Raw genomic sequence first — 21,127 nt, 5'->3', positions numbered from 1 at the left:
CCACACAAAAATTTTACGACCGGGGGCCCCACAACAAAAATGGGTGCCCCCGCCGCTGTTCTGTGTCTCTCGTTTCCTGCTTCGCTCTGCTGTGTCCTGCGTCCTGCTTCCCGCTAGCCGATCGCCATGGTGTAAGTCCGCCCCCGGCCCACCAGGGAGAAGCCGCGGGCAGCGCAAAGGTCCTGTCCCGGCGCCGTCGCGTTGACGATCAGGTCCTTCGCACCCGCGGCTTCGGCAGCAGCAGCGGCGGAACTCAGCAAAGCCGTTCCGAAGCCGCGCCGCCGGCTCGACGCTCCGACAGCCAGGGAAAAGATTCCGCCGACCTCGGACAGCCCGGCAATCCCGCTGGGATAAAAGGCGTAGGCCCGCCCGGTCATGCGGGCGGAATCACGGGCAGCGATATGCCAGGCCTGCCGCGGCTGCGAATGCCCGACCCGCAGCTCCTCGGCATCTGCGCCGGAGACCTCCGGCGGCTGGATCTCCACCGCGGCGGCCGTGCCGGGCCACGCCTGCGGTGCATGCACGGGTGCCGTCATCCAGCAGGTCTGCGGGCCGCGGCGGAAGCCGAAAGCCTCCAGCGGTGCGGGGTCCACGGACCCGCCCAGCCACGCCGTAACTGAGGAAGCCCCGAGCCGGGATCCTTCAGCCAGTCCGGGACGGATTCCTGCAGCCGAGATTTCGTCCGGGAACATCAGCATGAGCTGGCGGCGGGCCGGAAGCCACACCCAGCGTGACTCATGTGTTCCGAACGAGCGGCCGCCTGTCGCTGATGCCAGGGCGGTAAACCAGGCATGCTGCAGGCGCTGGCAAGACGCGATCGTTGCCATGGCCTCAGGACAGTCCTCGGCGGGCCAGCAGCGGGCCGATTTCCGCGTCCCGGCCCCGCAGGTTGCGGAAGGACTCCAGGGGATCGGCCGAGTAGCCCTTCGAAAGCAGCTTGCTCCGGAACGCATCGCCGTTGGCGCGCGTCAGACCGGCGTTTTCCCGGAACCACTCCACGGTGTCGGCGTCGAGCACTTCGCTCCAAATGTAGGAGTAGTACGCAGCCGAATAGCCGCCCGCGAAAATGTGCTTGAAGTATCCGGTCCGGTAGCGCGGCGGCACCAGCGGGAGGCTGACTCCTGAGTCGGCCAGGGCTTTTTCTTCGAAGGCTTCCGGATCCGTTACCGCTTCGCCCGCGGACAGTTCGTGCCAGGCGAGATCAAGCAGGGTGGCTCCCAGGTACTCCGTGGTGCGAAAGCCCTCGCCCCAGAGCGATGAAGCATGAATCCGGTCGAGGGTTTCCTGCGGAAGCGGTTCGCCGGTTTGGTAGTGGCGGGCGAAGTTGGCTGCCACCTCGGGCCAGAGCATCCACATCTCGTTGACCTGCGAGGGGTATTCCACGAAGTCCCGCGGCACGGCGGTTCCGGAGAACAAGGGGAATTCGACGTCGGAGAACAAACCGTGCAGGGCATGGCCGAATTCATGGAAGGCGGTGACGACCTCGTCGAAGGTCAGCAGCGCCGGTTCGCCTTCGGAAGGACGGGAGATGTTGAGGTTGTTCACCACAACCGGTTTCCTGCCCAGAAGCCGGGACTGGGACACCAATTCGTTCATCCAGGCGCCGCCGCTCTTGGTCTCCCGCGTGAAGTAGTCGCCCAGGAACAGGCCAAGTCCGCTGCCGTCCTGATCCCGGACTTCCCAGATCCGGACGTCAGGATGGTAGCCGGTGAGGTCCGGGCGTTCGGTGAAGGTGATCCCGTACAACTGGTTGGCGGCAAAGAAAACGCCGTCGTTCAGGACCCGGTCCAGCTCGAACCAGGGACGCAGCGCATCCAGGTCCACGGCGAATTCTTCCCGCCTGACCTGCTCGGAGTAGTAGGCCCAGTCCCACGGCTGCAGCTCATGGATTCCGTCCCTCGAAGCCGCAACCTGCAGCTTCTGCGCCTCCGCGCCGGCATTGCGGACCGCCGGGGGCACCAGTTTGGAGAGCATGTCATGGACGGCACCGATCGTAGGTGCGGTCTGGTCCCCGACCGCGTATTCGGCGTGGCTGTCGTAGCCCAGCAGGGCTGCACGCTCGGCGCGGAGGGCTGCCATCTCGGCGGCGATGCCGAGGGTGTTCCCGTCGTTGTCCCGGAAACCCCGATTGACCGAGGCTTCAAAAAGCCGCTGCCGGGTGCTGCGGTTCTTCAGCCGTGCCAACGCGGGCTGCGGTGTTGCCAGGATCAGGGTCAAAAGGTACTTCGAGCTGGACCCAGCCTCGCCGGCAGCTGCGGCCGCGGCGGCGATGTCATCGGGGGAGAGGCCCTGCAGCTCGGACTCGTCATCCACCGCCAGGGCGGACTCATTGGTGTCGGCCAGCAGTTTCTGCGAGAACGCCGTCCCCAGTTCCGCCAGGCGGGTATTCAGCTCACGCATCCTGGCCTTGCCGGCGTCGTCCAGTGCGGCGCCGGCGCGCAGGAACCTGCGCCGGTATTCAGCCAACAGCCGGGCAGACTCATCGTCCAACCCGTCCCCGGGCACGGAGCTGACGCGTTCGAAGAGCGCGGAGTCCTGGTAGATGGCATCTTCGTGGGCCGAAAGGAGCGGGCCCACCTGCTTCTGAACTTCCTGGACCTCGGCCGTGGCGTGGGACATCGCCGCGTTGAAGAACACAGCGGAGGTCCTTGAGAGGATCTGGCCGGACCGCTCCAGCGCGGCAATGGTGTTCTCGAAGGTTGCCCGTTCCGGACAGGCGGTGATGGCGTCGATCTCCGAACGCTGTTCTTTCATCCCGGCTTCAAAAGCAGGGATGAAATCCTTGGCGGCGATGGCCGTGAAATCCGGCAGTTCATACGGCAGGGCGCTGGGTGAAAGAAGGGCATTGCTCATGAAAACCAAGACTTTCATACGCGCCCCCGCGCAACCAGCCGACGGGCCGCGTATGCTCATCCCTGACCACCAGAAGGTACCCGCACGGGTGCTCCGCAGGCGGTCACGAGTGTTCCGGGGGGAACGATGAAGACGACAGTTTGGACCGCCGCCAAACTCGCGGCAACTGCTCTGGCCCTTGGACTGGCACTGACCTCGTGCACCGCGTCCTCCGGAGACGAGGAGACGCCGTCCGCTGCAGCGCCGTCCACGACGTCACAAGCTCCAAGCCAAACTCCCGAACCGGTTGTGACACCGGGAGCCGGCGCCGAATGTCCGGGCATCCGCTGCACTACCGTGATGCTCACCGGTGACCTGCTGGTGCATCCGCAGCTCTGGGACCAGGCCGCCGCCGATGCGCGGACGGGTGGAAAACAGCCGCTGGACTTCGAACCCCTGCTGGAGGGTATGCGCGCCTACGTCGCGGGCTCCGACCTGGCCGTCTGCCACATGGAAACCCCCGTTGCCGAAGCGGACGGACCGTACGCCGGGTATCCCATGTTCAACGTACCGCCGCAGATCCTGACAGCGGCTGCCGCCGTCGGATACCAGGCCTGCACGACGGCCAGCAACCACACCATCGACGCCGGCACTGAGGGGCTGAACAGAACGCTGTCGGTCCTGGACTCGCTGGGACTGGAACACACCGGATCCTACGCATCGGAGGAGGACTCCCAGGTCCCGCTGATCATGGACACGTCCGGGGCCCGGATCGGCATTATTGAAGCGACCTACGGTTTGAACGGACTGGTCGCCGAGTACCCCTGGCAGGTGGACATGCTGGACGCCGAAGACATGATCCAGCGGGCCAAGGCTGCACGCGAACAGGGGGCAGACCTCGTCATCGGGGGGATTCACGCGGGCGACGAGTATGCTTCCGCACCCAACAGCCAGCAGATGGAAACCGCCCACGCCCTGGCCGACAGCGGAGAGTTCGACCTGATCTACGGCCACCACACCCACTCCGTGCTGCCGATCGAGAACTACAACGGCACCTGGATCATCTACGGCCTGGGCAATGCCGTCACGGAGCTCTCGCCCTGGTACGCGGTGAACAACGAGGGCCTGATCGTGAGGGCGCAGTTCGTCCAAGAGGACGACGGCGCCGACTGGCGCGTTTCCGACCTGGCCTGGGCGCCGTCCGTCATTGTGCGCGACCCGTACCGCTGGTGCTCCGTGGCAGCTGACCTGCCGCAGGGGCCGTGTGCTTCAGAAGGGCAGCAGGCCGAGGTACGCCAGCGGACGGTTTCCGTCGTGGAGTCGATGGGAGCGGGCGAGGATGGGGCGCGCGAATGGCTGGTGTCGGAGGATGTGGCGAAGCGGTGAGCTTTGGCCGTCCACTGGCCGGGTCCGCGGCGGGCCGGACCGCCGCGGGTGCCGCCGCGGCCGGACCGCCGCAGGCCGGACCGGAACGGCGGCAACGAAACTCCCTGCTCGCAGGGCTCGCAGAGAGTATTAAAGCCGCCTAACCCGGACCGGCCTGCGGCTGCGTGGGTGCCAGCGGGACGCATCCGTCGCCTGGCCCGGTGTGGACTGTGGGTGCGTAGGTACCGGCGGCAGTCGCACGGCCCGGTGTGGTCTGTTAGTGCGTGGGTGCCCCGGCGGACAGCGGGGGGGGGCGGTACGGAATCTTGGGCCGTGAAGGGACAGCTGCTGTTAGCCTCGGCTGGTGAGAATGACGCTACGACCCTGGCAGCCGGATGATGCAGCCTGCCTGTTCGCTGCTGTCCAGTCGACTCCTGATCTGGATACCCAGTTGGACCGCTCGGCCGTCCATGACGTGGACGCCGCAATGGCTTTTATCCGCTCCACGTTGGCTTGGGACCCGGACTCCGGTATGTGCAGCTTCGCCATCGATGTGGACGGACGGGCAGTCGGAAACGTTGGGCTCAGCCACATAGATCGCCGGCACCGCACAACCTGGCTCGCGTACTGGATTGCCAGTGATGGCCGAGGACTTGGACTCGCCGGGCGTGCTGCTGCGGGTGTGGCGAGCTGGGCTTTTCAGGAGCTCGACCTGTTCCGGATTGAGCTGGGGCACCGGCTGAATAACCCGGCGTCCTGTGCCGCGGCAAAGCGGGCTGGTTTTCTTCCTGAGGGGATAGAACGGTCAAAGCTGGAGTACGGAGGCGTGCGTTTCGATGTGGAAACACATGCCCGGCTCGCCACCGATCCTGCTCCTGCGCTGGATCTCGCGGCCGTCAGCCTGTAGAACGGCCTGCAACTAAGCGCCGCCTGGTCCAACGGCTGGCCGAAAAAGGAGCAGGCAATGGCAAACGTGCTGATTCATGCAACGGTGACGCTCGACGGGTACATGGCAGATCCGGACGACGGAGTGGACTGGATGTTCGACGTCGATGCGGGTGACGAGGACACCGCACTGGTGAACCGCGTTGTCGGCGAGATCGGCGCCGTCGTCGGTGGCGCTAACCGGGCCCGGACAGTCGAAGACGGTGAAGAGCCCTACGGCGGCCTGCCGGGAGTGCCGGTCTATCTGATGACGCATGAGGCGCAGGAACCCGTGGTCAAGGACGGGGTGAAGTACACGTTCGTCGTCGATGACATCGCCGGTGCTGTCGACATGGCCATGGCTGACGCCGGGGACAAAACGGTGAGCCTGCTGGGCGGCAAGATCTCCCGTCAGTGCCTGCAGCGCGGACTCGTGGACGAAATCCAGCTTCACGTCGTTCCGATCCTGCTGGGTGCCGGCATCTCGCTGTTTGAAGGGCTGAACCAGCGGATCAACCTTGAGCTGGTGGAGAACGCGTCGTTCGGCAACGGCGGCGTGCATCTGCGGTACCGGGTTCTTCGTTAGGTCCTGCTGCTCCGGGGCGGGCGGCTCCGCCACAGTCCGGCTCCACCGGGCGGGCCGGAACGGCGGCAACGAAACTCCTTCGCTCGCAGAGCTCGCTTGGAGTATTAAAGCCGCCTAACCCGGCCCGTCCGGCGGTCTCGAGGCGTCACCTTACGGGGTTGGCGTGCACAGATCCCACTGCTTGTGGCGGGTGGTGCCTGCTGGGGTCCCATTTGTCACAGGGGTAACGAGGGGTGGGAAGCGCGGCACCCGGAGGGAGAGAATCCGCATCGGGGAGACCCCCGGCACAAACTACCGGGGGCGGTTGGCAGCGTGGGAGCGGGCCAGTTCGGACAGGCGGGCCAGTTCGGCAAGGTCCGCATCAGGGACGGGAGCCGGTTCATAGGAACCGCAGCGCCGGGTGACGGCCTGCTCAATCAGGAAGTCAGCAATGGCCGGGTTCTTGGGCAGCAGTGAACCGTGGAGGTAGCTGGCCACGACGTTCTGGTAGCGGGCACCCTCGGTATCGTCCTTGGTGTTGTTGCCTTCACCCTTGCGGACCAGCGCCAGGGGTTTCGCATCCGGGCCCAGGAAGGTCTGCCCGCTGTGGTTCTCGTAGCCGTGGATGTCACCGAACTCATCGCTGACCGAGTGCACATTGCCGATCAGCCGGTCCGGACCGCCGTGCGTTTCAATGTCCAGCACACCGATGCCCGGGATGAGGACGCCGTCGTGGGTCTTGAAGAACCGGCCGAAGAGCTGGTAGAGCCCGCAGATCACCAGCATTGGCAGGCCGTCGTCGGCCAGGCTGCGCAATGTCGGCGCCAGGGCCTGCAGGTCCTGCTGGATCACCACCTGGCCGCTGTCCTGCCCGCCGCCGCCAACAATGAGGTCGACGTCGGCAGGGAACTCGTCGCCGGGGTTGTACTCGGTGACAACCGGGTTGTAGCCCTGCCATTTCAGGCGCTGCTTCAGGACCAGGACGTTGCCCCAGTCGCCGTAAATGTTCATGTCCCGCGGGTAAAGCTGCAGGATGTGGATGTCGCGGCTCATGAGACAACCTCAACCTTCGTGATCTTGGAGAGTTCCCGGCGTACGGCAAGCATGGCCGTGTAAGTGCAGAAAATCCGCATGGGCTGGCTTCCCGCCGAGGAGATGAATTTCGCCAGCGCATCGGGAATGTCAGTGTCGACGCCGCGGACGGGAACGTCGTCGTACTTCAGGCGCAGCGCCATGTCATAGGCGCGGACGCCCGCCACCATGTCGACGCCGCCGGACAGGGTGTCGAAGTCCACGTCCCACAGCCAGGACATGTCGCGGCCGTCGGCGTAGTTGTCATTGATCGCAATCATGGTGGCGTAGCCGTGCGCCGCGAAGGACTTCAGGCCCAGGCGGAAGCCCGAGGGGTTCTTCACGAGCACCAGTTCCAGCGGCGCCCCGTTCACGGTCAGCGATTCCCCGCGCCCGAACGCCGGTTCCACGTTGGCCAGGGACTCGAACAGCTTGGCACGGTCTGCCTTCGGCCCGAGGATCTGCCGGGCAAAGGCCAGGGCGGCGGCAGCGTTGAAGATGTTGTACACGCCGCGGAGCTTCAGCCCGGTGGTGGTGGGGGTTCCGTCCACCACGAAGTCAGCGTCAGCTTCGGCAACGCGCGTCAGCACGACGTCGGCGGGCTGGGCAGCGGCGATGGCTTCGGAGCGTGATCCGCGCATCTCGTCGTCGTTCGGGAAGGTGCTGCGCAGCGACGCGTCAAGCCCGAAGTACGTCACTTTCTGGCTGGTCAGCGAATCGGCAATCGACGCGACCCTGGGATCCTCACGGTTCAGGACCACGGTGTCCGTCGTCGCCAGGGCGATCTGCTCCAGCAGGCGGGTGGTCTTGTCTATCTCGCCGAACCGGTCCAGCTGGTCGCGCAGGACATTGAGCAGGAGGGCGTAGCGCGGCTGGATCAGCTTCACGAAGTGAACAGCGTGCGCTTCATCGAGTTCCAGCACCGCAATGTCAGCATCAAGGCGGCCGCGCAGGTTCACCTCACCGAGCAACGCGGCAGCTACGCCGCGGGTGAAGTTGCTTCCCGTGCGGTTGGTGAAGACCTTCAGGCCCTGGCCTTCGAGCAGTTCCACCACCATTTTGGTGGTGGTCGTCTTGCCGTTGGTTCCGGACACGACGGCGACGCCGAGGGGCAGGGTGGAGAGCGTCCGGCGGATAAAATCCGGGTCGATCTTCTCCACCACCAGGCCGGGAAGGGCGGACCCTCCGCCGCGCAGCCGTGAGGCGCCGCGGACCAGTTTGCCGACCAGGATGGAGAAAGAACTCATGGATACCGAATATATCCCACGGTCACTAACCGGACCGGAAGGCACCCGGCAACCTAGACTGGTCAAATGACCGAGATCACCACCAGGGCCACCGCTGCACCGCTGGTGGGAGTGCTTGCCCTGCAGGGCGGTGTCCGCGAACACGTCCAGGCGCTGGAAGCAGCGGGCGCACGGACCATTCCGGTCCGGCGGGCGTCCGAACTCGATGCCCTGGACGGGCTGGTCCTGCCCGGCGGGGAATCCACCACGATCGACAAACTCATGCGGCTCTACGGCATCGCCGAGCCGCTGCGGGCAAAAATCCGGGATGGGTTTCCGGTCTATGGCTCCTGTGCGGGCATGATCCTCCTGGCGGACCGGATCACGGACCCGGCCCTGGACGCAGCGGGTGAACCTCAGCAGACCCTTGGCGGCCTGGACCTGACAGTCCGGCGCAACGCCTTTGGCCGCCAGCGTGAGTCGTTCGAGACCACCCTGGACTTCGACGGGCTCCAGGACCTCCCCTCGCAGGAGCCGGGACAGCCGGCTGCGCCTGTGCACGCAGTTTTCATCCGCGCACCGTGGGTTGAGAAGGTAGGCTCCTCGGTGCAGGTCCTGGCGAAGGTCCTCCCGCAGGCGGCCTCCACGGAAGCCATCGCTAAGGGGAGGGATTCAGTCGCTAGAATTGTCGCAGTGCGTTCGGGGAAACTGCTGGCCACCTCGTTCCATCCGGAGGTAACGGGGGAGCGCCGCATCCACGAACTATTTATCCAGATGATCAGAGGAGACGCGTAAAGCATGTCGGGCCACTCGAAATGGGCAACCACCAAGCACAAAAAGGCCGTAATTGATGCCAAGCGTGCCAAGTCCTTTGCCAAGCTGATCAAGAACATCGAAGTAGCCGCGCGTGCCGGCGGCGCTGACATGGCCGGCAACCCCGGCCTGGAACTGGCCGTGCAGAAGGCCAAGAAGACCTCGGTCCCCATCGACAACATCAACCGTGCCGTCAAGCGCGGCGCCGGGCTCCTGGGCGAAGCCGTCGACTACCAGACCATCATGTACGAAGGCTACGGACCCCAGGGCACTGCTCTGCTGATCGAGTGCCTCACCGATAACAAGAACCGCGCCGCTTCCGAGGTGCGCCTGGCTGTTACGCGCAACGGCGGCAACATGGGCGACCCGGGTTCGGTCGCCTATATGTTCACCCGCAAGGGCGTGGTCACCCTTCCGAAGAAGGACCTCACCGAAGACGACCTGCTGATGGCGGTGCTCGACGCCGGGGCTGACGAGGTCAAGGAAGCGGGCGAGAACTTCGAGATCATCTCCGAAGCCGCGGACCTGCGGGCCGTCGTTGCTGCCCTCGAGGAAGCCGGAATCGAGTACGACACCGACGAAGCAGAGTTCCTGCCCTCCATGCACGTGGAACTCGATGCAGACAACGCCCGGAAGTTCATGAAGCTGGTCGACGCGGTGGAGGACCTGGACGACGTCCAGAACGTCTACTCCAACGCGGACATTTCAGCAGACGTCCTCGCACAGCTCGAAGAAGACTGAGCACCGCGTGCCTCTCCGGGTCCTGGGAGTTGACCCGGGACTGACCCGCTGCGGATTGGGCGTCGTGGACGTCGAAGGCAACCGGCGTGCCACCCTGGTGGCCGTCGGTGTCGCGGGGACCGAAGCCGGTACAGCGCTGGACGCGCGGCTGCTGGCGATCTCCGAAGCCATTGAGCTGTGGCTGGATACGCACTCCCCGGACGTTCTTGCCGTGGAACGGGTGTTCAGCCAGCTCAATGTTTCCACGGTGATGGGCACGGCCCAGGCCTCCGGCGTCGTTATTGCTGCCGCTGCCCGCCGTGGAATTCCGGTGGCGCTCCATACCCCGACCGAGGTGAAAGCCGCGGTGACCGGCTCCGGCTCTGCCAACAAGGAAGCCGTGGGACGCATGGTGACCAAGATTCTGCGGCTCACCGAAATGCCGCGGCCGGCCGACGCCGCCGATGCGCTGGCGCTGGCCATCACCCATGCGTGGCGGCGCGGCGCGCTTGGACCGGGGCAGGCAGCCACGCAGGGATCGGCCTCCTCCGGCGGCGGTCCGGTGCAGGGCGGGCTGACTGCGGCGCAGCGGCTTTGGGCCGAGGCCGAGGCCAAGGCAAAACGCGCCCGCTTCTAAAGTGCCGGAAATCCCTGCCGGACCAGTAGGCTGTTCGTAGATATGTTCTATTCTGCAATCGGATCAATGCACGGAGTCTCCCCATGATCGCCTCGCTGCGCGGTGTTGTATCGCACGTCGGCCCTTCTTCCGCCGTCCTCGACGTCAACGGCATCGGCATGCTCGTCCAGGCGACGCCGCAAACCCTCTCAGGGCTCCGGCCCGGGGCGGAAGCACAGGTGCACACGGCGCTGATCGTGCGTGAGGACTCCATGACGCTCTTCGGGTTCGCGGATCCGGGGGAGCGGGAAGTATTCGAGGCGCTGCTCAGCGTCAGCGGGGTGGGCCCCCGGCTGGCCCTGGCAGTCCTGGCGGTGCACAGCCCGGAGGCTATCCGGGTGGCCGCGTCCACCGGGGACGACAAGGCATTCAGCAAGGTGTCCGGCATCGGTCCCAAAGGGGCGCGCCGGATTGTGCTGGAACTGGCGGACAAGCTGGTGCCGCACGGCACCGAGGAAGCTCCCGCCGGCGTCCCGGCCTGGAGTGACCAGGTGCTCTCCGCCATGACCGGCCTGGGCTGGTCGGAGAAGGACGCCGCAGCAGCAGTAGACGCCACCGCTGCGGAGCATCCCGACGCCGCAGCCTCCGGCAACGTAGCGGAGATCCTCCGCCTGACGCTCAGGCGTCTTGGCCAGGACGGCACCCGCCGGGCACCGCAGAAGCAGGCCGGCTAGAGTGTCTTCCGCCGAAACGCTCACCACACCGACGCCGGACCCCGACGACAAGGCCGTCGAAGCCGCGCTGCGCCCCAAGAACCTTGACGACTTCGTGGGCCAGAAGCGCGTCCGCGAACAGCTCTCACTGGTGCTGGAAGCATCCCGGCTGCGCGGACGGAGCGCAGACCACGTCCTGCTTTCCGGGCCGCCGGGTCTGGGCAAGACCACCCTGTCCATGATCATTGCCGCCGAGATGAATGCACCGCTGCGGATCAGCTCCGGCCCAGCGATCCAGCACGCAGGCGATCTCGCCGCCATCCTCTCCTCCCTCACGGAGGGCGAGGTGCTCTTCCTGGACGAGATCCACCGCATGTCCCGTCCCGCCGAGGAAATGCTGTACATGGCGATGGAAGACTTCCGCGTGGACATCGTGGTGGGCAAGGGCGCAGGCGCGACGGCGATCCCGCTCGACCTCCCGCCGTTCACCCTGGTCGGCGCCACCACCCGCGCCGGCCTGCTTCCCGGCCCCCTGCGCGACCGTTTCGGCTTCACCGGCCACCTGGAGTTCTACTCCACGCCCGAGCTGGAACTGGTCCTGCGCCGCTCCGCCATGCTCATGGACATGAAGGTGAACTCGGCGGGCTTTGCGGAGGTCGCCGGCCGGTCCCGCGGTACGCCGCGAATTGCCAACCGCCTGCTGCGCCGTGTGCGTGACTGGGCGCTCGTGCACGGCATCGACCAGATCGACGCGCGCTCTGCCGGGGCCGCACTGGACATGTATGAGGTGGACGCCCGCGGCCTGGACCGGCTGGACCGCTCCGTGCTCCATGCGCTGGTCACCAAGTTCGGCGGGGGACCGGTGGGACTTTCCACCCTGGCCATCGCCGTCGGGGAAGAACCGGAGACTGTCGAGACGGTCGCCGAGCCGTACCTGGTCCGCGAAGGACTGCTGGGCAGGACACCGCGGGGCCGGATTGCGACACGCGCGGCCTGGGAACACCTCGGGCTGCAGATGCCCGACGCCGCCGCGCAGCTCCTGCCGGATCTGCCGGTTTCGGGTACTTCCGGGGAGAACTAAGCCGGGATGCAAACGCCGCCGAAGAGATGCAGAATGAAACTTAAGCGGCTGGCGCTGCGTTGTCCCTTAGACTGATCAAACGCTCGCGCCCTCCGGCGTGCCCTCCTGCCTGCGCAGGGTGGGCAGCCCGGAGCGGCAGGCAGCCGCGCAAGATCGACTAACCGACCTTTACACCGCAACAGAAACGGAACCCTTCGTGTTCTTGAATGTCTTGGCCCAGACCAGCGAAAACACCAACCAGGGTGGTTTTGACCTGACGAGCCTTCTTCTGCCCGTTCTTCTTGGCCTGTTCATCATCATGATGTTCCGAAAGCAGAAGAAGACCCAGAAGACCGTCCAGGAGCAGCGGACCCAGATGGTTCCGGGCACCGAGGTCATGACGCAGTTCGGCCTGTTCGGCACCATCGTCTCCGTCGACCAGGAAGAGAACAAGGCTGTCCTGGAACTCTCGCCCGGCAACACCGCAACCATCCACCTGCAGGCCCTCACCAAGGTGGTCACGACGACTCCGGTGGAAGAAGAGACGGAAACTGTCGTACCGGATGATGCTTCGTCCCTGACCGGTGAAACTCCGCGCACGGAAACTGCTGACGCCGCACGCGACGACGCTGCCGCGCAGGAGGAGACTGCCGAGGAAACTCTCGAGCGCCTGAACCGCGAGAACAAGAAAGACAACTAGACTCTCCGAGGGCCTGCGGCTTCACTGATGCCGCGGGCCCGCCGGACCACACTGTCTCCGGCGCTTACGCCCTAAAGGAAAACCCTTATGCCTCGAAACGGCTCCGGCCCGGCCGCGAAAAAGACGCTCATTTGGTTGGGCGTCCTTTTTGCTGCCCTGGCCCTTTTGCTCGGCGGCGGCTCCATGTGGAGCAACGCCACCTGGACTCCGAAGCTTGCCCTGGACCTTGAGGGCGGCACCCAGATGATCCTCGCCCCGAAGGTTACCGGCGGTGATACGCAGATCAGCCAGGAGCAGCTCGACCAGGCTGTGGAGATCATCCGCCAGCGGGTGGACGGAAGCGGTGTCTCCGAAGCGGAGATCACCACGCAGTCCGGCCGCAACGTCGTCGTCTCGCTCCCGGGTACGCCTTCCGCTGAAACCCGTGCGTTGATCCAGGCCTCGGCTGCCATGGAGTTCCGCTCGGTGATCCTGGGCGGGCCCGGACAGGCTCCTGCCGCGGAGACGCCGACGCCGGATGACCAGCTGCCGGCACCCACGGCCGAGCCGGAAAACGGTTCGGACATGAACTGGGTTACGCCTGAGCTGTACAAGGAATTCGAGAGCACCAACTGCCTGGACCCGGCAGCGCTTGAAGCCTCCGTTGAGCCCGCCCCCGCGGACCAGGCCATGGTTGCCTGCGAGCCGGGCACCGCCGGCAAGTACATCCTCGGTCCGGTGGAGGTCCCCGGATCCATGCTGGAAGACGCCAGCTTCGGGATGGCCCAGACCGGCCAGGGCCAGTCCCTGAACGAGTGGGCAGTCAACCTGGACTTCAACGGCGAAGGTACGGAGAAGTTCCGGGCCGTCTCGGAGCGTCTGCTGACCTTCGGTGACGGAAGCCCGCAGAACCAGTTCGCCATTGTGCTCGACGGCCAGGTCATCTCCGCACCGTCGATGAACGTGCTGATCACGGACGGCAACGCACAGATCACCGGCCAGTTCACCCAGGAGAGCGCAAAGGCGCTTTCCGAGCAGCTGAAGTACGGCGCCCTGCCCATCAGCTTCGACATCCAGAGCGAACAGCAGGTTTCCGCGACCCTCGGTGCCGACCAGCTCCGCATGGGCCTGGTCGCCGGCATCATCGGCCTGATCCTCGTGGCGGTGTACTCACTGTTCCAGTACCGGGCGCTGGGCTTCGTGACGATCGCGTCCCTGGTTGTCGCCGGCGTCCTGACTTACCTGGCCATCGCGATCCTCGGCTGGTCCCACAACTACCGGCTGTCACTGGCCGGCGTCGCAGGCCTGATTGTGGCCATCGGCCTCACAGCCGACTCGTTCATCGTCTACTTCGAACGAATCCGCGATGAGCTGCGTGACGGCAGGGGACTGGTGTCCGCCGTGGACAACGGCTGGAAGCGTGCCAAGCGCACCGTCCTGGCCTCCAAGGCAGTGAACCTGCTGGCCGCCGTCGTGCTCTACTTCGTGGCTGTCGGCAACGTCCGCGGCTTCGCATTTACGCTCGGCCTTACGGCTATCGCCGACCTCATCGTCGTCTTTATGTTTACGCACCCGGTGATGGTCCTCCTGGCCAAGACCAAGTTCTTCGGCAAGGGCCACAAGTGGTCCGGACTGGACGCAACACGTCTTGGTGCAGTCCCGGTGTACCGGGGCGCAGGACGCCTGCGCGAGCCGGCGCCTGCAGGTGATGCAGCTGCGAATGCCTCCGGGTCCGCGGCAGCACCGGCCGCGGCCAAGGGCAAGAACAAGGGCGCAGCACGCGAGGCTGAACGCCGCATGACCATCGCCGAGCGCCGCGCAGCCGAGGCTGCCGCCCAGCGTGAGGCCGATGGCGGCAAGAGCTCCACGGCCGCAGCGCCGGACGAGCAGAACAAGCAGGATTCCATGGCCGGTCCCGGCCGCGATGCGGAAAAGGAGGGCAACTGATGAGCGAGCTCCCCAGATTCGCCAGGTTCGGCAATGAGCTTTACACCGGCAAGCGCTCCTACAACTTCGTGGGCCGTTACAAGCTGTGGTTTATCGTCGCAGCTGCCGCCATTCTGCTCTCGATCCTGATTCCCGTCGTCAAGGGCGGGTTCAATCTCGGCATCGACTTCAGGGGCGGTTCCGAATTCACCGTCTCGGGTGTGGAAAACACCGAGGTCTCCGTGGGCGAAGAAGCGGTAGCCGGCGTCGTCTCCGGCTCCGATCCCCGGGTCACCAACATTTCCCCGGGCACCATGCGGATCCAGACAGAGGAACTCAGCGACGACGAGACGCTGGAGGTCAAGGCCGCACTGGCCGAGGACTACGGCGTCACCGAAGACAACGTGACCTCTACGTTCATAGGTCCTACCTGGGGCAATGACGTCAGCCGCCAGGCATTGGTAGGCCTCGTCGTCTTCGTGGCCCTTGCCGCCATCTTGATGGCACTGTACTTCCGCACCTGGAAAATGTCCCTCGCGGCGGTCACCGGACTGCTCGCCGTCATGATCACGACGGCGGGGCTCTACTCACTCAGCGGATTCGAGGTGACGCCGTCGGCGATCATCGGCTTCCTGACCGTGTTGAGCTACTCGCTGTATGACACCGTGGTGGTCTTCGACAAGATTCGGGAGAACACGGCGAACCTGGAGAAACAGACCAAGCGGACGTTCGCGGAACAGGTGAACCTGGCGGTCAACCAGACCCTGGTGCGGTCCATCAACACGTCCGTGGTGGCAGTGCTTCCCGTGGCGTCCGTGTTGTTCATCGGTGCCTACCTCCTGGGCGCCGGCACCCTGAAGGACCTGTCGCTGGCCCTGTTCATCGGCATCATCCTGGGCACCCTGGGAACTTTGTTCGTGGCGGCACCCCTTTATGCTTGGCTGCGCCGGAAGGAACCGGAGATCGTCAAGCAGGCCAAGCGCGTCAATGACCAGCGCGCACACAGCGCCCGTTCGGCTGCAGTTCCCACCGCAGCAACGTAGGGCTTCCAGCTGGGCTCAACCGCCGGTTCCGTTCCTTCTCCCCGGGGGAAGAACGGAACCGGCGGTGTAAGCACAACAGTTTGGAGGCATAGACTGGGCAGATACCGGGAAGAGAGGGCAGCAGTTGGCCGACAGCGCGACGCCTGCCGATGAGGCAGGAAAAAACCGGGGTGCATCCGCAGCCCCGGGCACGGTGAATCCGCCGGAGCCAGAATCCTCGAAGAACGGTTCGTCCGGCCTCCAGCCGGTTTCCGGATCCGCGGAACCGGCATCCAAGGCTGCCCAAAAAACGGCCCCGAAACCCCCGGTGCCCGTCCGCCGTCACGGCACCCGGGCGCGCCTTGCCCGCCTGGCCGGCCGCGGCGGAACTGCCTATTCGCCCATGCTGGAGCCGCTGCTGCGCACTGTCCGGGCCAATAACCCGCGGGAGGACCTGGACCTCATCCAGCGTGCCTACCTGGTGGCGGAACGCAGCCACGAGGGCCAGAAGCGCAAGAGCGGCGATCCATACATCACCCACCCGGTAGCTGTGGCGACGATCCTCGCCGAGCTCGGCATGACGGGCACGACCCTGGCTGCGGCCCTGCTGCATGACACGGTCGAAGACACGTCCTACACCCTGGATGAACTCCGCAGCGACTTCGGTCCCGAAGTCGCCATGCTGGTCGACGGAGTCACCAAGCTGGACAAGGTCACCTTCGGCGACGCAGCCCAGTCCGAGACCGTGCGCAAGATGGTCGTGGCCATGGCCAAGGACATCCGTGTGCTGGTCATCAAACTGGCGGACCGCCTGCATAACGCACGGACCTGGCGCTTTGTCTCGCCCGAATCTTCCGCCCGCAAGGCCCGCGAAACCCTGGAGATCTTCGCTCCGCTTGCCCACCGGCTGGGCATGAACACGATCAAGTGGGAGCTTGAGGACCTTTCGTTTGCCGCCTTGTATCCCAAGGTCTACGAAGAGATTGTCCGGATGGTCGGGGACCGCACTCCGGAGCGCGAGAAATACCTCGCCACCGTCCGCAGCCAAATCGCCGACGACCTGCACGACGTGAAGATCAAGGCCACCATCACGGGCCGCCCCAAGCACTATTACTCGATCTACCAAAAGATGATTGTGCGGGGCAAGGACTTCGACGACATCCATGACCTGATGGGCGTCCGCGTCCTCGTGGATTCCGTCCGTGACTGCTACGCCACCCTCGGCGCGCTGCATGCCCGCTGGAACCCCCTGCCCGGGCGTTTCAAGGACTACATCGCGATGCCGAAGTTCAACATGTACCAGTCGCTGCACACCACGGTGATCGGCCCCGGCGGCAAGCCGGTGGAAATCCAGATCCGCACCCATGACATGCACCGGCGGGCCGAGTACGGCGTTGCCGCGCACTGGAAGTATAAGGACAGTGCCAAGAACGGTGCTCCGGCTCCGGACAACTCAGACATGGGCTGGTTGCGCTCCCTGGTGGACTGGCAGCAGGAAACCTCCGATCCGGATGAATTCCTGGATTCGCTGCGTTTTGAAATCAATGCCCGGGAAGTCTTCGTGTTCACGCCCAAGGGCGAGGTCATGGCACTTCCGGCAGGCTCCACGCCGGTGGACTTCGCCTACGCGGTGCACACGGAGGTGGGCCACCGCACCATCGGTGCCCGGGTCAACGGCAAGCTGGTACCGCTCAACAGCGAGCTCCAGCACGGTGACTGGGTGGAAATCTTCACCTCCAAGGCAGAAGGCGCCGGTCCCAGCCAGGATTGGCAGGGCTTCGTCAAGAGTCCGCGGGCCCGTAACAAGATCCGCCAGTGGTTCACCAAGGAGCGCCGCGAAGAGGCGATCGAGAAGGGCAAGGACCTGCTCACCCGCGGGATGCGGAAGCAGAACCTCCCGCTGCAGCGCCTGATGACGCACGACGCCCTGGTAGCGGTGGCCCAGGAACTCCATCACCAGGACATTTCGGCACTGTACGCCGCTGTCGGAGACGGCCACACCTCAGCGCAGAACGTGATCGAACACCTGGTCGGTCTCATGGGCGGGCACCAGGGAGCCGAAGAGGACCTGGCCGAGACTCCGGTCTCCTCCGCCAACGCCCGGCGGCCCAAATTCTCCGACTCCGGCGTCACCGTCCGCGGAGTGGGCGATGTCTGGGTGAAGCTGGCCCGGTGTTGCACGCCCGTTCCCCCTGATCCGATCGTCGGGTTCGTGACGCGCGGTTCCGGCGTCTCAGTACACCGCAACGACTGCCGTAACGTCCAGGAACTGAGGGACCAGCCGGACCGGATCGTTTCGGTGGACTGGGCACCTACGCAGTCCTCGGTGTTCCTGGTGGAAATCCAGGTTGAAGCGCTGGACCGCAAGAGCCTGCTTTCGGACGTCACACGGGTGCTCTCCGAGAATCACGTGAACATCCTGTCCGCGAGCGTCAACACCTCCAGCGACCGGGTGGCTATGTCGAAGTTCGTCTTCGAGATGGGTGATCCGAAGTACCTGACCCATATCCTCAGCGCCGTCCGGCGGATCGACGGCGTTTACGACGTCTACCGCACCACGGGCAGCCAGCGCCGCGTCTAGCCCGGGGGCCCAGCGGCGGCTTCTACGGCTTCGAGGGCCCGCTTGGTCCCCGGCACGCGGCGCATGCTGAGCAGCAGGGACCGGACATAGACCAGCGAAGCGTTCAAGCCGGGCTCACGTGCCATCCGCGCCAGGGCATCGACGGCGTCCGGAAGCGGACAGTGCAGGGCGACGTCGACGGCGGTCCGCAGCGGCTGCGTCACGGCTGCGCCGCCGAGATCCAGACGGTCAGCCGGACCCAGTGCCACCTCGTGCAGGACGGCGCCGCTGAACGGCGGCAGCGCTGTCCCGCGGTGGCGGTTATCAGCCAGCAGGGCCAGCCGCGCGGGCGGGGGAGCGCAGCCGAAGATCCATGCTGCTGTGAGGCGTCCGAACACGTAGCGCCCGCGGACAGGTGCAGGCAGCGCGTGCTGCGCCGCCAGGGCCCTTGCCAGCGGGCCGGGGCGGACGTCCCACCGCACGTACGTGGAGCCGTACACGCGGGTGAGCAGCCCGTCGCGGCACATCCCGTGCAGTTCCGGCCCGGAGAAGAGTTCCCCCGCGTGGAAGAGCGCCCCGCCGGTGGACGTGATCTCTGGGATAGTGCCGGCTAGCGGCCATGGCTGGGACATCCCTCCAGACTGTACCGGCCGTCCGTTAAAGCGAAAGGTCCGGTCCCCGCCTGTGGATAAGCGGGGACCGGACCTTCGTGCCGTGTCAGTACAGGCTGTGCCTAGGAAAAGTCCTGGGCGGAACGGCGCAGAGTCTCAAGCCACTGCTCACGTGCGGCCAGCGCTTCGCGGGCATCAGCGATCTTCTTGGCGTTGCCGTTCTTTTCGGCGGCTGCGAGCTCGTCCTTCAGGGAGGCAATAGCGGCTTCCAGCTGGCTCAGCGCGCTGTTGGTGCGTGCCTTCGTCTCCGGGTTGCTGCGCTGCCAGTGCTCGTCTTCGGCAGCCTTGACGGCTTCCTCAACCTTGCGGATACCGGCTTCCATCCGGCCCATGTCGGCACGGGGAACCTTCCCTGCTTCTTCCCAGCGGTCACGGATCGACTGCAGGGCCTTGCGGGCGGCGTTGAGGTCCGTGACGGGAAGGATCTCCTGCGCTTCCTTCAGCAGTGCCTCCTTGACGACCAGGTTCGCAGCGAATTCCTCGTCGATGACCTCGTTGGCAGCCTGGCGTGCTGCAAAGAACTTGTCCTGCGCGGCACGGAAGCGGGCCCACAGTACGTCGTCGTCCTTGCGGCTGGCACGCTTGGAGGCTTTCCACTCATCCATCAACAGCCGGTACTCGGCGGCGGTGTTGCCCCAGTCCGTCGAGGTGGAGAGGGCTTCGGCGCGGGCGATGAGTGCTTCCTTGGCCTTCTTGGCTTCGGCATTCTCGCTGTCCAGCTGAGAGAAGTACGCGCGGCGGTGCCGGTCGAAGACGGTGCGGGCGGAACGGAACCGCTTCCACAGGGAGTCCTCGTTGCTGCGTCCCAGGCGCGGACCGTTCTTCTGCGCGGCCTTCCACGCTTCGAACAGTTCGTTCATCCGGTTGCTGCTGGTCTTCCACTGGATCGTGGCGGGATCCTTGGCAGCGATCTCCTCGGCCTCGGCCACGATTGCTTCACGGGCTGCAAGCTCGCGGGCGCGGACGGCCTCGGCTTCGGCACGCTCAGCGGCCTCGGCTTCCTTGATGCCGTTCTCCAGGGAAGCGATGCGGGCATCGAGCGCCAGGACGTCGCCGACCATCTTGCGTTCGGCAACCTGCTCGGCGAGGTGTTTGAGGGTCTTGTGCATGTCACCGGCCGGCGCCTTCGCAGCCAGCCGCTGCTCCAGCAGGATGACCTGGCTCATGGCGTCGTCGTACTTGCGTACGAAGTAGGCGAGTGCCTCTTCGCGTGTCGCATCGGGGTACTGCCCAACCGGGAATTCCTCGCCGTTGACGAGCAGGAAAACGTGTCCGTCGTCTTCGATGCGGGCGAACTTGGCGGCTTCATCAAGCGCAGTGGTGTGGGTCGCCGGAGCGGCCACCACCGGTGCCGCTGTTCCGGCGCCCGGGCGGGGCGCTGCCGGTGCCGGTGCCGGGTGCCGTGCCGCAAAAGCGGCAGGACTCGGTGCCGAAGGGCGCTGTTCAACCGGAGCAGCTCCGGTGGTTTCGTCGGATTTCTGACTGTCTGTCACCGCTAAAAGTCTTTCACTCGATGGTGGCCGCTGAGCGAATCCCGCTGAGCCATTACTTCAGGGTAAACGAATCTATCGTCACCGGTGCCAGAGGCGTGCCGTCCTGGGTTTCGCCGGCGACCCCGGATGCGGCGATCGTCTCCAAAACCTCAAGCCCTGACGTTACCTTACCCATTATCGTGTATCCGCCGGTTTCCTGCGTTATGACGGAGTCCTTGTAGGCGATGAAGAACTGCGTGCCGTGGGAGTCGCCGGTGGCACCCCGGGCCACGGCGATGCTTCCTGCCGGGTAGACACCGTCCGCCGGAGTATTCTCCACCGGACCCCACTGGTACCCCGGGTCGGAGGCGCCCGTGCCGTCGGCGGAGCCGCACTGCAGCACTCCCATCGTCTCGGCTGTCACGAGCCGGTGGCAGTCCTTGCCGTTGAAGAACCCCGAGTCGGAGAGGGACTTGAAGACGGCTACGGCCTGAGGCGCCGCGTTGCCGTCGAGTTCAACCTCCACTTCTTCGCCGTTCAGTTCCAGGGTGCCGTCGAATACCTGCCCTGCGGCAAGGGAAGGATCCGGGATAGCGGAGGGCGCAGACGTTGCCGGGGCGGCCTCCGCGTCCCGCTGGAGCAGTTCCAGATCCTCGGCCGTCGGATTCGAGGAGAACCAGAAAACCTGCAATGCGATGGCCAGTGCCAAAACGAGGGCCCCGGCCGTCAGGGCATAGACGTTGTCCATTTTCCGACGCCGGCCCTGCTGCGCCGCCAGGGCACGGCGGGCTTCCATCCGGGCCACGCGACGCCGGGTTTCACGGTCGGTGCGGTTGTTGACCTTCACCGCTGCCTCCTTCGAAGGGACAGGTCCTGGGGGCACCGCCGGGCG

Annotated in this window: 19 protein-coding genes; 12 read left to right on the top strand and 7 right to left on the bottom strand. The window is 65.5% G+C overall.

Features of this window, described 5'->3' with window-relative positions:
- Window positions 1-113: 113 nt before the first annotated feature.
- Window positions 114-827, bottom strand: a complete 714-nt coding sequence (locus tag LOC59_RS08360; RefSeq protein WP_229971431.1) for a GNAT family N-acetyltransferase — start codon at window positions 825-827, stop codon at window positions 114-116.
- 4 nt (window positions 828-831) lie between these two features.
- Entirely contained in the window at window positions 832-2,853 is a 2,022-nt protein-coding gene (locus tag LOC59_RS08355) for a M3 family metallopeptidase (RefSeq protein WP_229971429.1), read from the bottom strand.
- A gap of 126 nt (window positions 2,854-2,979) precedes the next feature.
- On the opposite strand from LOC59_RS08355, the gene LOC59_RS08350 reads away from it, so the two are divergent.
- From LOC59_RS08350 to LOC59_RS08340, 3 genes are all read left to right on the top strand, one after another.
- The gene (locus LOC59_RS08350) at window positions 2,980-4,218 is read left to right on the top strand and encodes a CapA family protein (protein ID WP_229971427.1); all 1,239 of its coding nucleotides are present in this window, start codon (window positions 2,980-2,982) and stop codon (window positions 4,216-4,218) included.
- 349 nt (window positions 4,219-4,567) lie between these two features.
- On the top strand, window positions 4,568-5,104 hold the full coding sequence (locus LOC59_RS08345; protein WP_231713653.1) for a GNAT family N-acetyltransferase: 537 nt from the start codon (window positions 4,568-4,570) through the stop codon (window positions 5,102-5,104).
- Between the two features lie 57 nt (window positions 5,105-5,161).
- Window positions 5,162-5,707 carry a dihydrofolate reductase family protein gene (locus LOC59_RS08340; protein WP_227895677.1) on the top strand — a complete coding sequence of 182 codons (546 nt, stop codon included), beginning with the start codon at window positions 5,162-5,164 and terminating at the stop codon, window positions 5,705-5,707.
- Between the two features lie 291 nt (window positions 5,708-5,998).
- Here LOC59_RS08340 and LOC59_RS08335 read toward each other — a convergent pair whose 3' ends face one another.
- Window positions 5,999-6,739 carry a type 1 glutamine amidotransferase gene (locus tag LOC59_RS08335; RefSeq protein ID WP_229971423.1) on the bottom strand — a complete coding sequence of 247 codons (741 nt, stop codon included), beginning with the start codon at window positions 6,737-6,739 and terminating at the stop codon, window positions 5,999-6,001.
- Window positions 6,736-8,004: a Mur ligase family protein gene (locus LOC59_RS08330; protein ID WP_229971421.1), complete on the bottom strand. Its 1,269-nt coding sequence runs from the start codon at window positions 8,002-8,004 to the stop codon at window positions 6,736-6,738. The genes LOC59_RS08335 and LOC59_RS08330 overlap by 4 nt, the downstream gene beginning before the upstream one ends.
- Window positions 8,005-8,070: 66 nt before the next feature.
- On the opposite strand from LOC59_RS08330, the gene pdxT reads away from it, so the two are divergent.
- The 9 genes from pdxT (at window position 8,071) to LOC59_RS08285 (ending at window position 18,113) form a co-directional block, all read left to right on the top strand.
- Entirely contained in the window at window positions 8,071-8,778 is a 708-nt protein-coding gene (pdxT, locus tag LOC59_RS08325) for a pyridoxal 5'-phosphate synthase glutaminase subunit PdxT (protein WP_227895680.1), read from the top strand.
- A gap of 3 nt (window positions 8,779-8,781) precedes the next feature.
- A complete protein-coding gene (locus LOC59_RS08320) occupies window positions 8,782-9,537 on the top strand; it encodes a YebC/PmpR family DNA-binding transcriptional regulator (RefSeq protein ID WP_055240948.1) in 756 nt (251 codons plus the stop codon).
- 7 nt (window positions 9,538-9,544) lie between these two features.
- Window positions 9,545-10,153: a crossover junction endodeoxyribonuclease RuvC gene (gene ruvC / locus LOC59_RS08315; protein WP_227895681.1), complete on the top strand. Its 609-nt coding sequence runs from the start codon at window positions 9,545-9,547 to the stop codon at window positions 10,151-10,153.
- Between the two features lie 83 nt (window positions 10,154-10,236).
- Complete coding sequence (gene ruvA / locus LOC59_RS08310; RefSeq protein ID WP_229971419.1) at window positions 10,237-10,866, top strand: Holliday junction branch migration protein RuvA; 630 nt, start codon at window positions 10,237-10,239, stop codon at window positions 10,864-10,866.
- Window position 10,867: 1 nt separating this feature from the next.
- On the top strand, window positions 10,868-11,926 hold the full coding sequence (ruvB, locus tag LOC59_RS08305; protein WP_331460424.1) for a Holliday junction branch migration DNA helicase RuvB: 1,059 nt from the start codon (window positions 10,868-10,870) through the stop codon (window positions 11,924-11,926).
- 196 nt (window positions 11,927-12,122) lie between these two features.
- Window positions 12,123-12,605, top strand: coding sequence for a preprotein translocase subunit YajC (locus LOC59_RS08300; RefSeq protein WP_227895683.1), 483 nt, complete (start codon window positions 12,123-12,125; stop codon window positions 12,603-12,605).
- Window positions 12,606-12,692: 87 nt separating this feature from the next.
- On the top strand, window positions 12,693-14,531 hold the full coding sequence (gene secD, locus LOC59_RS08295) for a protein translocase subunit SecD (RefSeq protein WP_227916652.1): 1,839 nt from the start codon (window positions 12,693-12,695) through the stop codon (window positions 14,529-14,531).
- Window positions 14,531-15,553, top strand: coding sequence for a protein translocase subunit SecF (gene secF, locus LOC59_RS08290; RefSeq protein WP_227895685.1), 1,023 nt, complete (start codon window positions 14,531-14,533; stop codon window positions 15,551-15,553). Before secD ends, secF begins: the two co-directional genes overlap by 1 nt.
- A 382-nt stretch (window positions 15,554-15,935) precedes the next feature.
- The gene (locus LOC59_RS08285; RefSeq protein WP_227916731.1) at window positions 15,936-18,113 is read left to right on the top strand and encodes a RelA/SpoT family protein; all 2,178 of its coding nucleotides are present in this window, start codon (window positions 15,936-15,938) and stop codon (window positions 18,111-18,113) included.
- Here LOC59_RS08285 and LOC59_RS08280 read toward each other — a convergent pair.
- From LOC59_RS08280 to LOC59_RS08270, 3 genes are all read right to left on the bottom strand, one after another.
- On the bottom strand, window positions 18,110-18,724 hold the full coding sequence (locus LOC59_RS08280; protein ID WP_227895686.1) for a hypothetical protein: 615 nt from the start codon (window positions 18,722-18,724) through the stop codon (window positions 18,110-18,112). The genes LOC59_RS08285 and LOC59_RS08280 overlap by 4 nt on opposite strands.
- A 101-nt stretch (window positions 18,725-18,825) precedes the next feature.
- Window positions 18,826-20,256 carry a DUF349 domain-containing protein gene (locus LOC59_RS08275; RefSeq protein WP_227895687.1) on the bottom strand — a complete coding sequence of 477 codons (1,431 nt, stop codon included), beginning with the start codon at window positions 20,254-20,256 and terminating at the stop codon, window positions 18,826-18,828.
- 52 nt (window positions 20,257-20,308) lie between these two features.
- The gene (locus tag LOC59_RS08270; protein ID WP_229971417.1) at window positions 20,309-21,082 is read right to left on the bottom strand and encodes a peptidylprolyl isomerase; all 774 of its coding nucleotides are present in this window, start codon (window positions 21,080-21,082) and stop codon (window positions 20,309-20,311) included.
- Window positions 21,083-21,127 lie beyond the last annotated feature (45 nt).

The organism is Arthrobacter sp. zg-Y916 (assembly GCF_020907385.1).
GTDB classification, from domain to species: Bacteria; Actinomycetota; Actinomycetes; order Actinomycetales; family Micrococcaceae; genus Arthrobacter_B; species Arthrobacter_B caoxuetaonis.
The sequence above is the reverse complement of the archived record's forward strand: the minus strand, read 5'-3'. Positions and strand labels throughout refer to the sequence as shown.

Coding starts and splice junctions, on each gene's coding strand:
- LOC59_RS08335 (WP_229971423.1), bottom strand. CDS start 6,739: ATGAGCCGCGACATCCACATCCTGCAGCTTTACCCGCGGGACATGAAC.
- LOC59_RS08280 (WP_227895686.1), bottom strand. CDS start 18,724: ATGTCCCAGCCATGGCCGCTAGCCGGCACTATCCCAGAGATCACGTCC.
- LOC59_RS08285 (WP_227916731.1), top strand. CDS start 15,936: ATGCTGGAGCCGCTGCTGCGCACTGTCCGGGCCAATAACCCGCGGGAG.
- pdxT (WP_227895680.1), top strand. CDS start 8,071: ATGACCGAGATCACCACCAGGGCCACCGCTGCACCGCTGGTGGGAGTG.
- secF (WP_227895685.1), top strand. CDS start 14,531: ATGAGCGAGCTCCCCAGATTCGCCAGGTTCGGCAATGAGCTTTACACC.
- ruvA (WP_229971419.1), top strand. CDS start 10,237: ATGATCGCCTCGCTGCGCGGTGTTGTATCGCACGTCGGCCCTTCTTCC.
- LOC59_RS08360 (WP_229971431.1), bottom strand. CDS start 827: ATGGCAACGATCGCGTCTTGCCAGCGCCTGCAGCATGCCTGGTTTACC.
- LOC59_RS08330 (WP_229971421.1), bottom strand. CDS start 8,004: ATGAGTTCTTTCTCCATCCTGGTCGGCAAACTGGTCCGCGGCGCCTCA.
- LOC59_RS08320 (WP_055240948.1), top strand. CDS start 8,782: ATGTCGGGCCACTCGAAATGGGCAACCACCAAGCACAAAAAGGCCGTA.
- LOC59_RS08350 (WP_229971427.1), top strand. CDS start 2,980: ATGAAGACGACAGTTTGGACCGCCGCCAAACTCGCGGCAACTGCTCTG.
- secD (WP_227916652.1), top strand. CDS start 12,693: ATGCCTCGAAACGGCTCCGGCCCGGCCGCGAAAAAGACGCTCATTTGG.
- LOC59_RS08355 (WP_229971429.1), bottom strand. CDS start 2,853: ATGAGCAATGCCCTTCTTTCACCCAGCGCCCTGCCGTATGAACTGCCG.
- LOC59_RS08340 (WP_227895677.1), top strand. CDS start 5,162: ATGGCAAACGTGCTGATTCATGCAACGGTGACGCTCGACGGGTACATG.
- LOC59_RS08345 (WP_231713653.1), top strand. CDS start 4,568: ATGACGCTACGACCCTGGCAGCCGGATGATGCAGCCTGCCTGTTCGCT.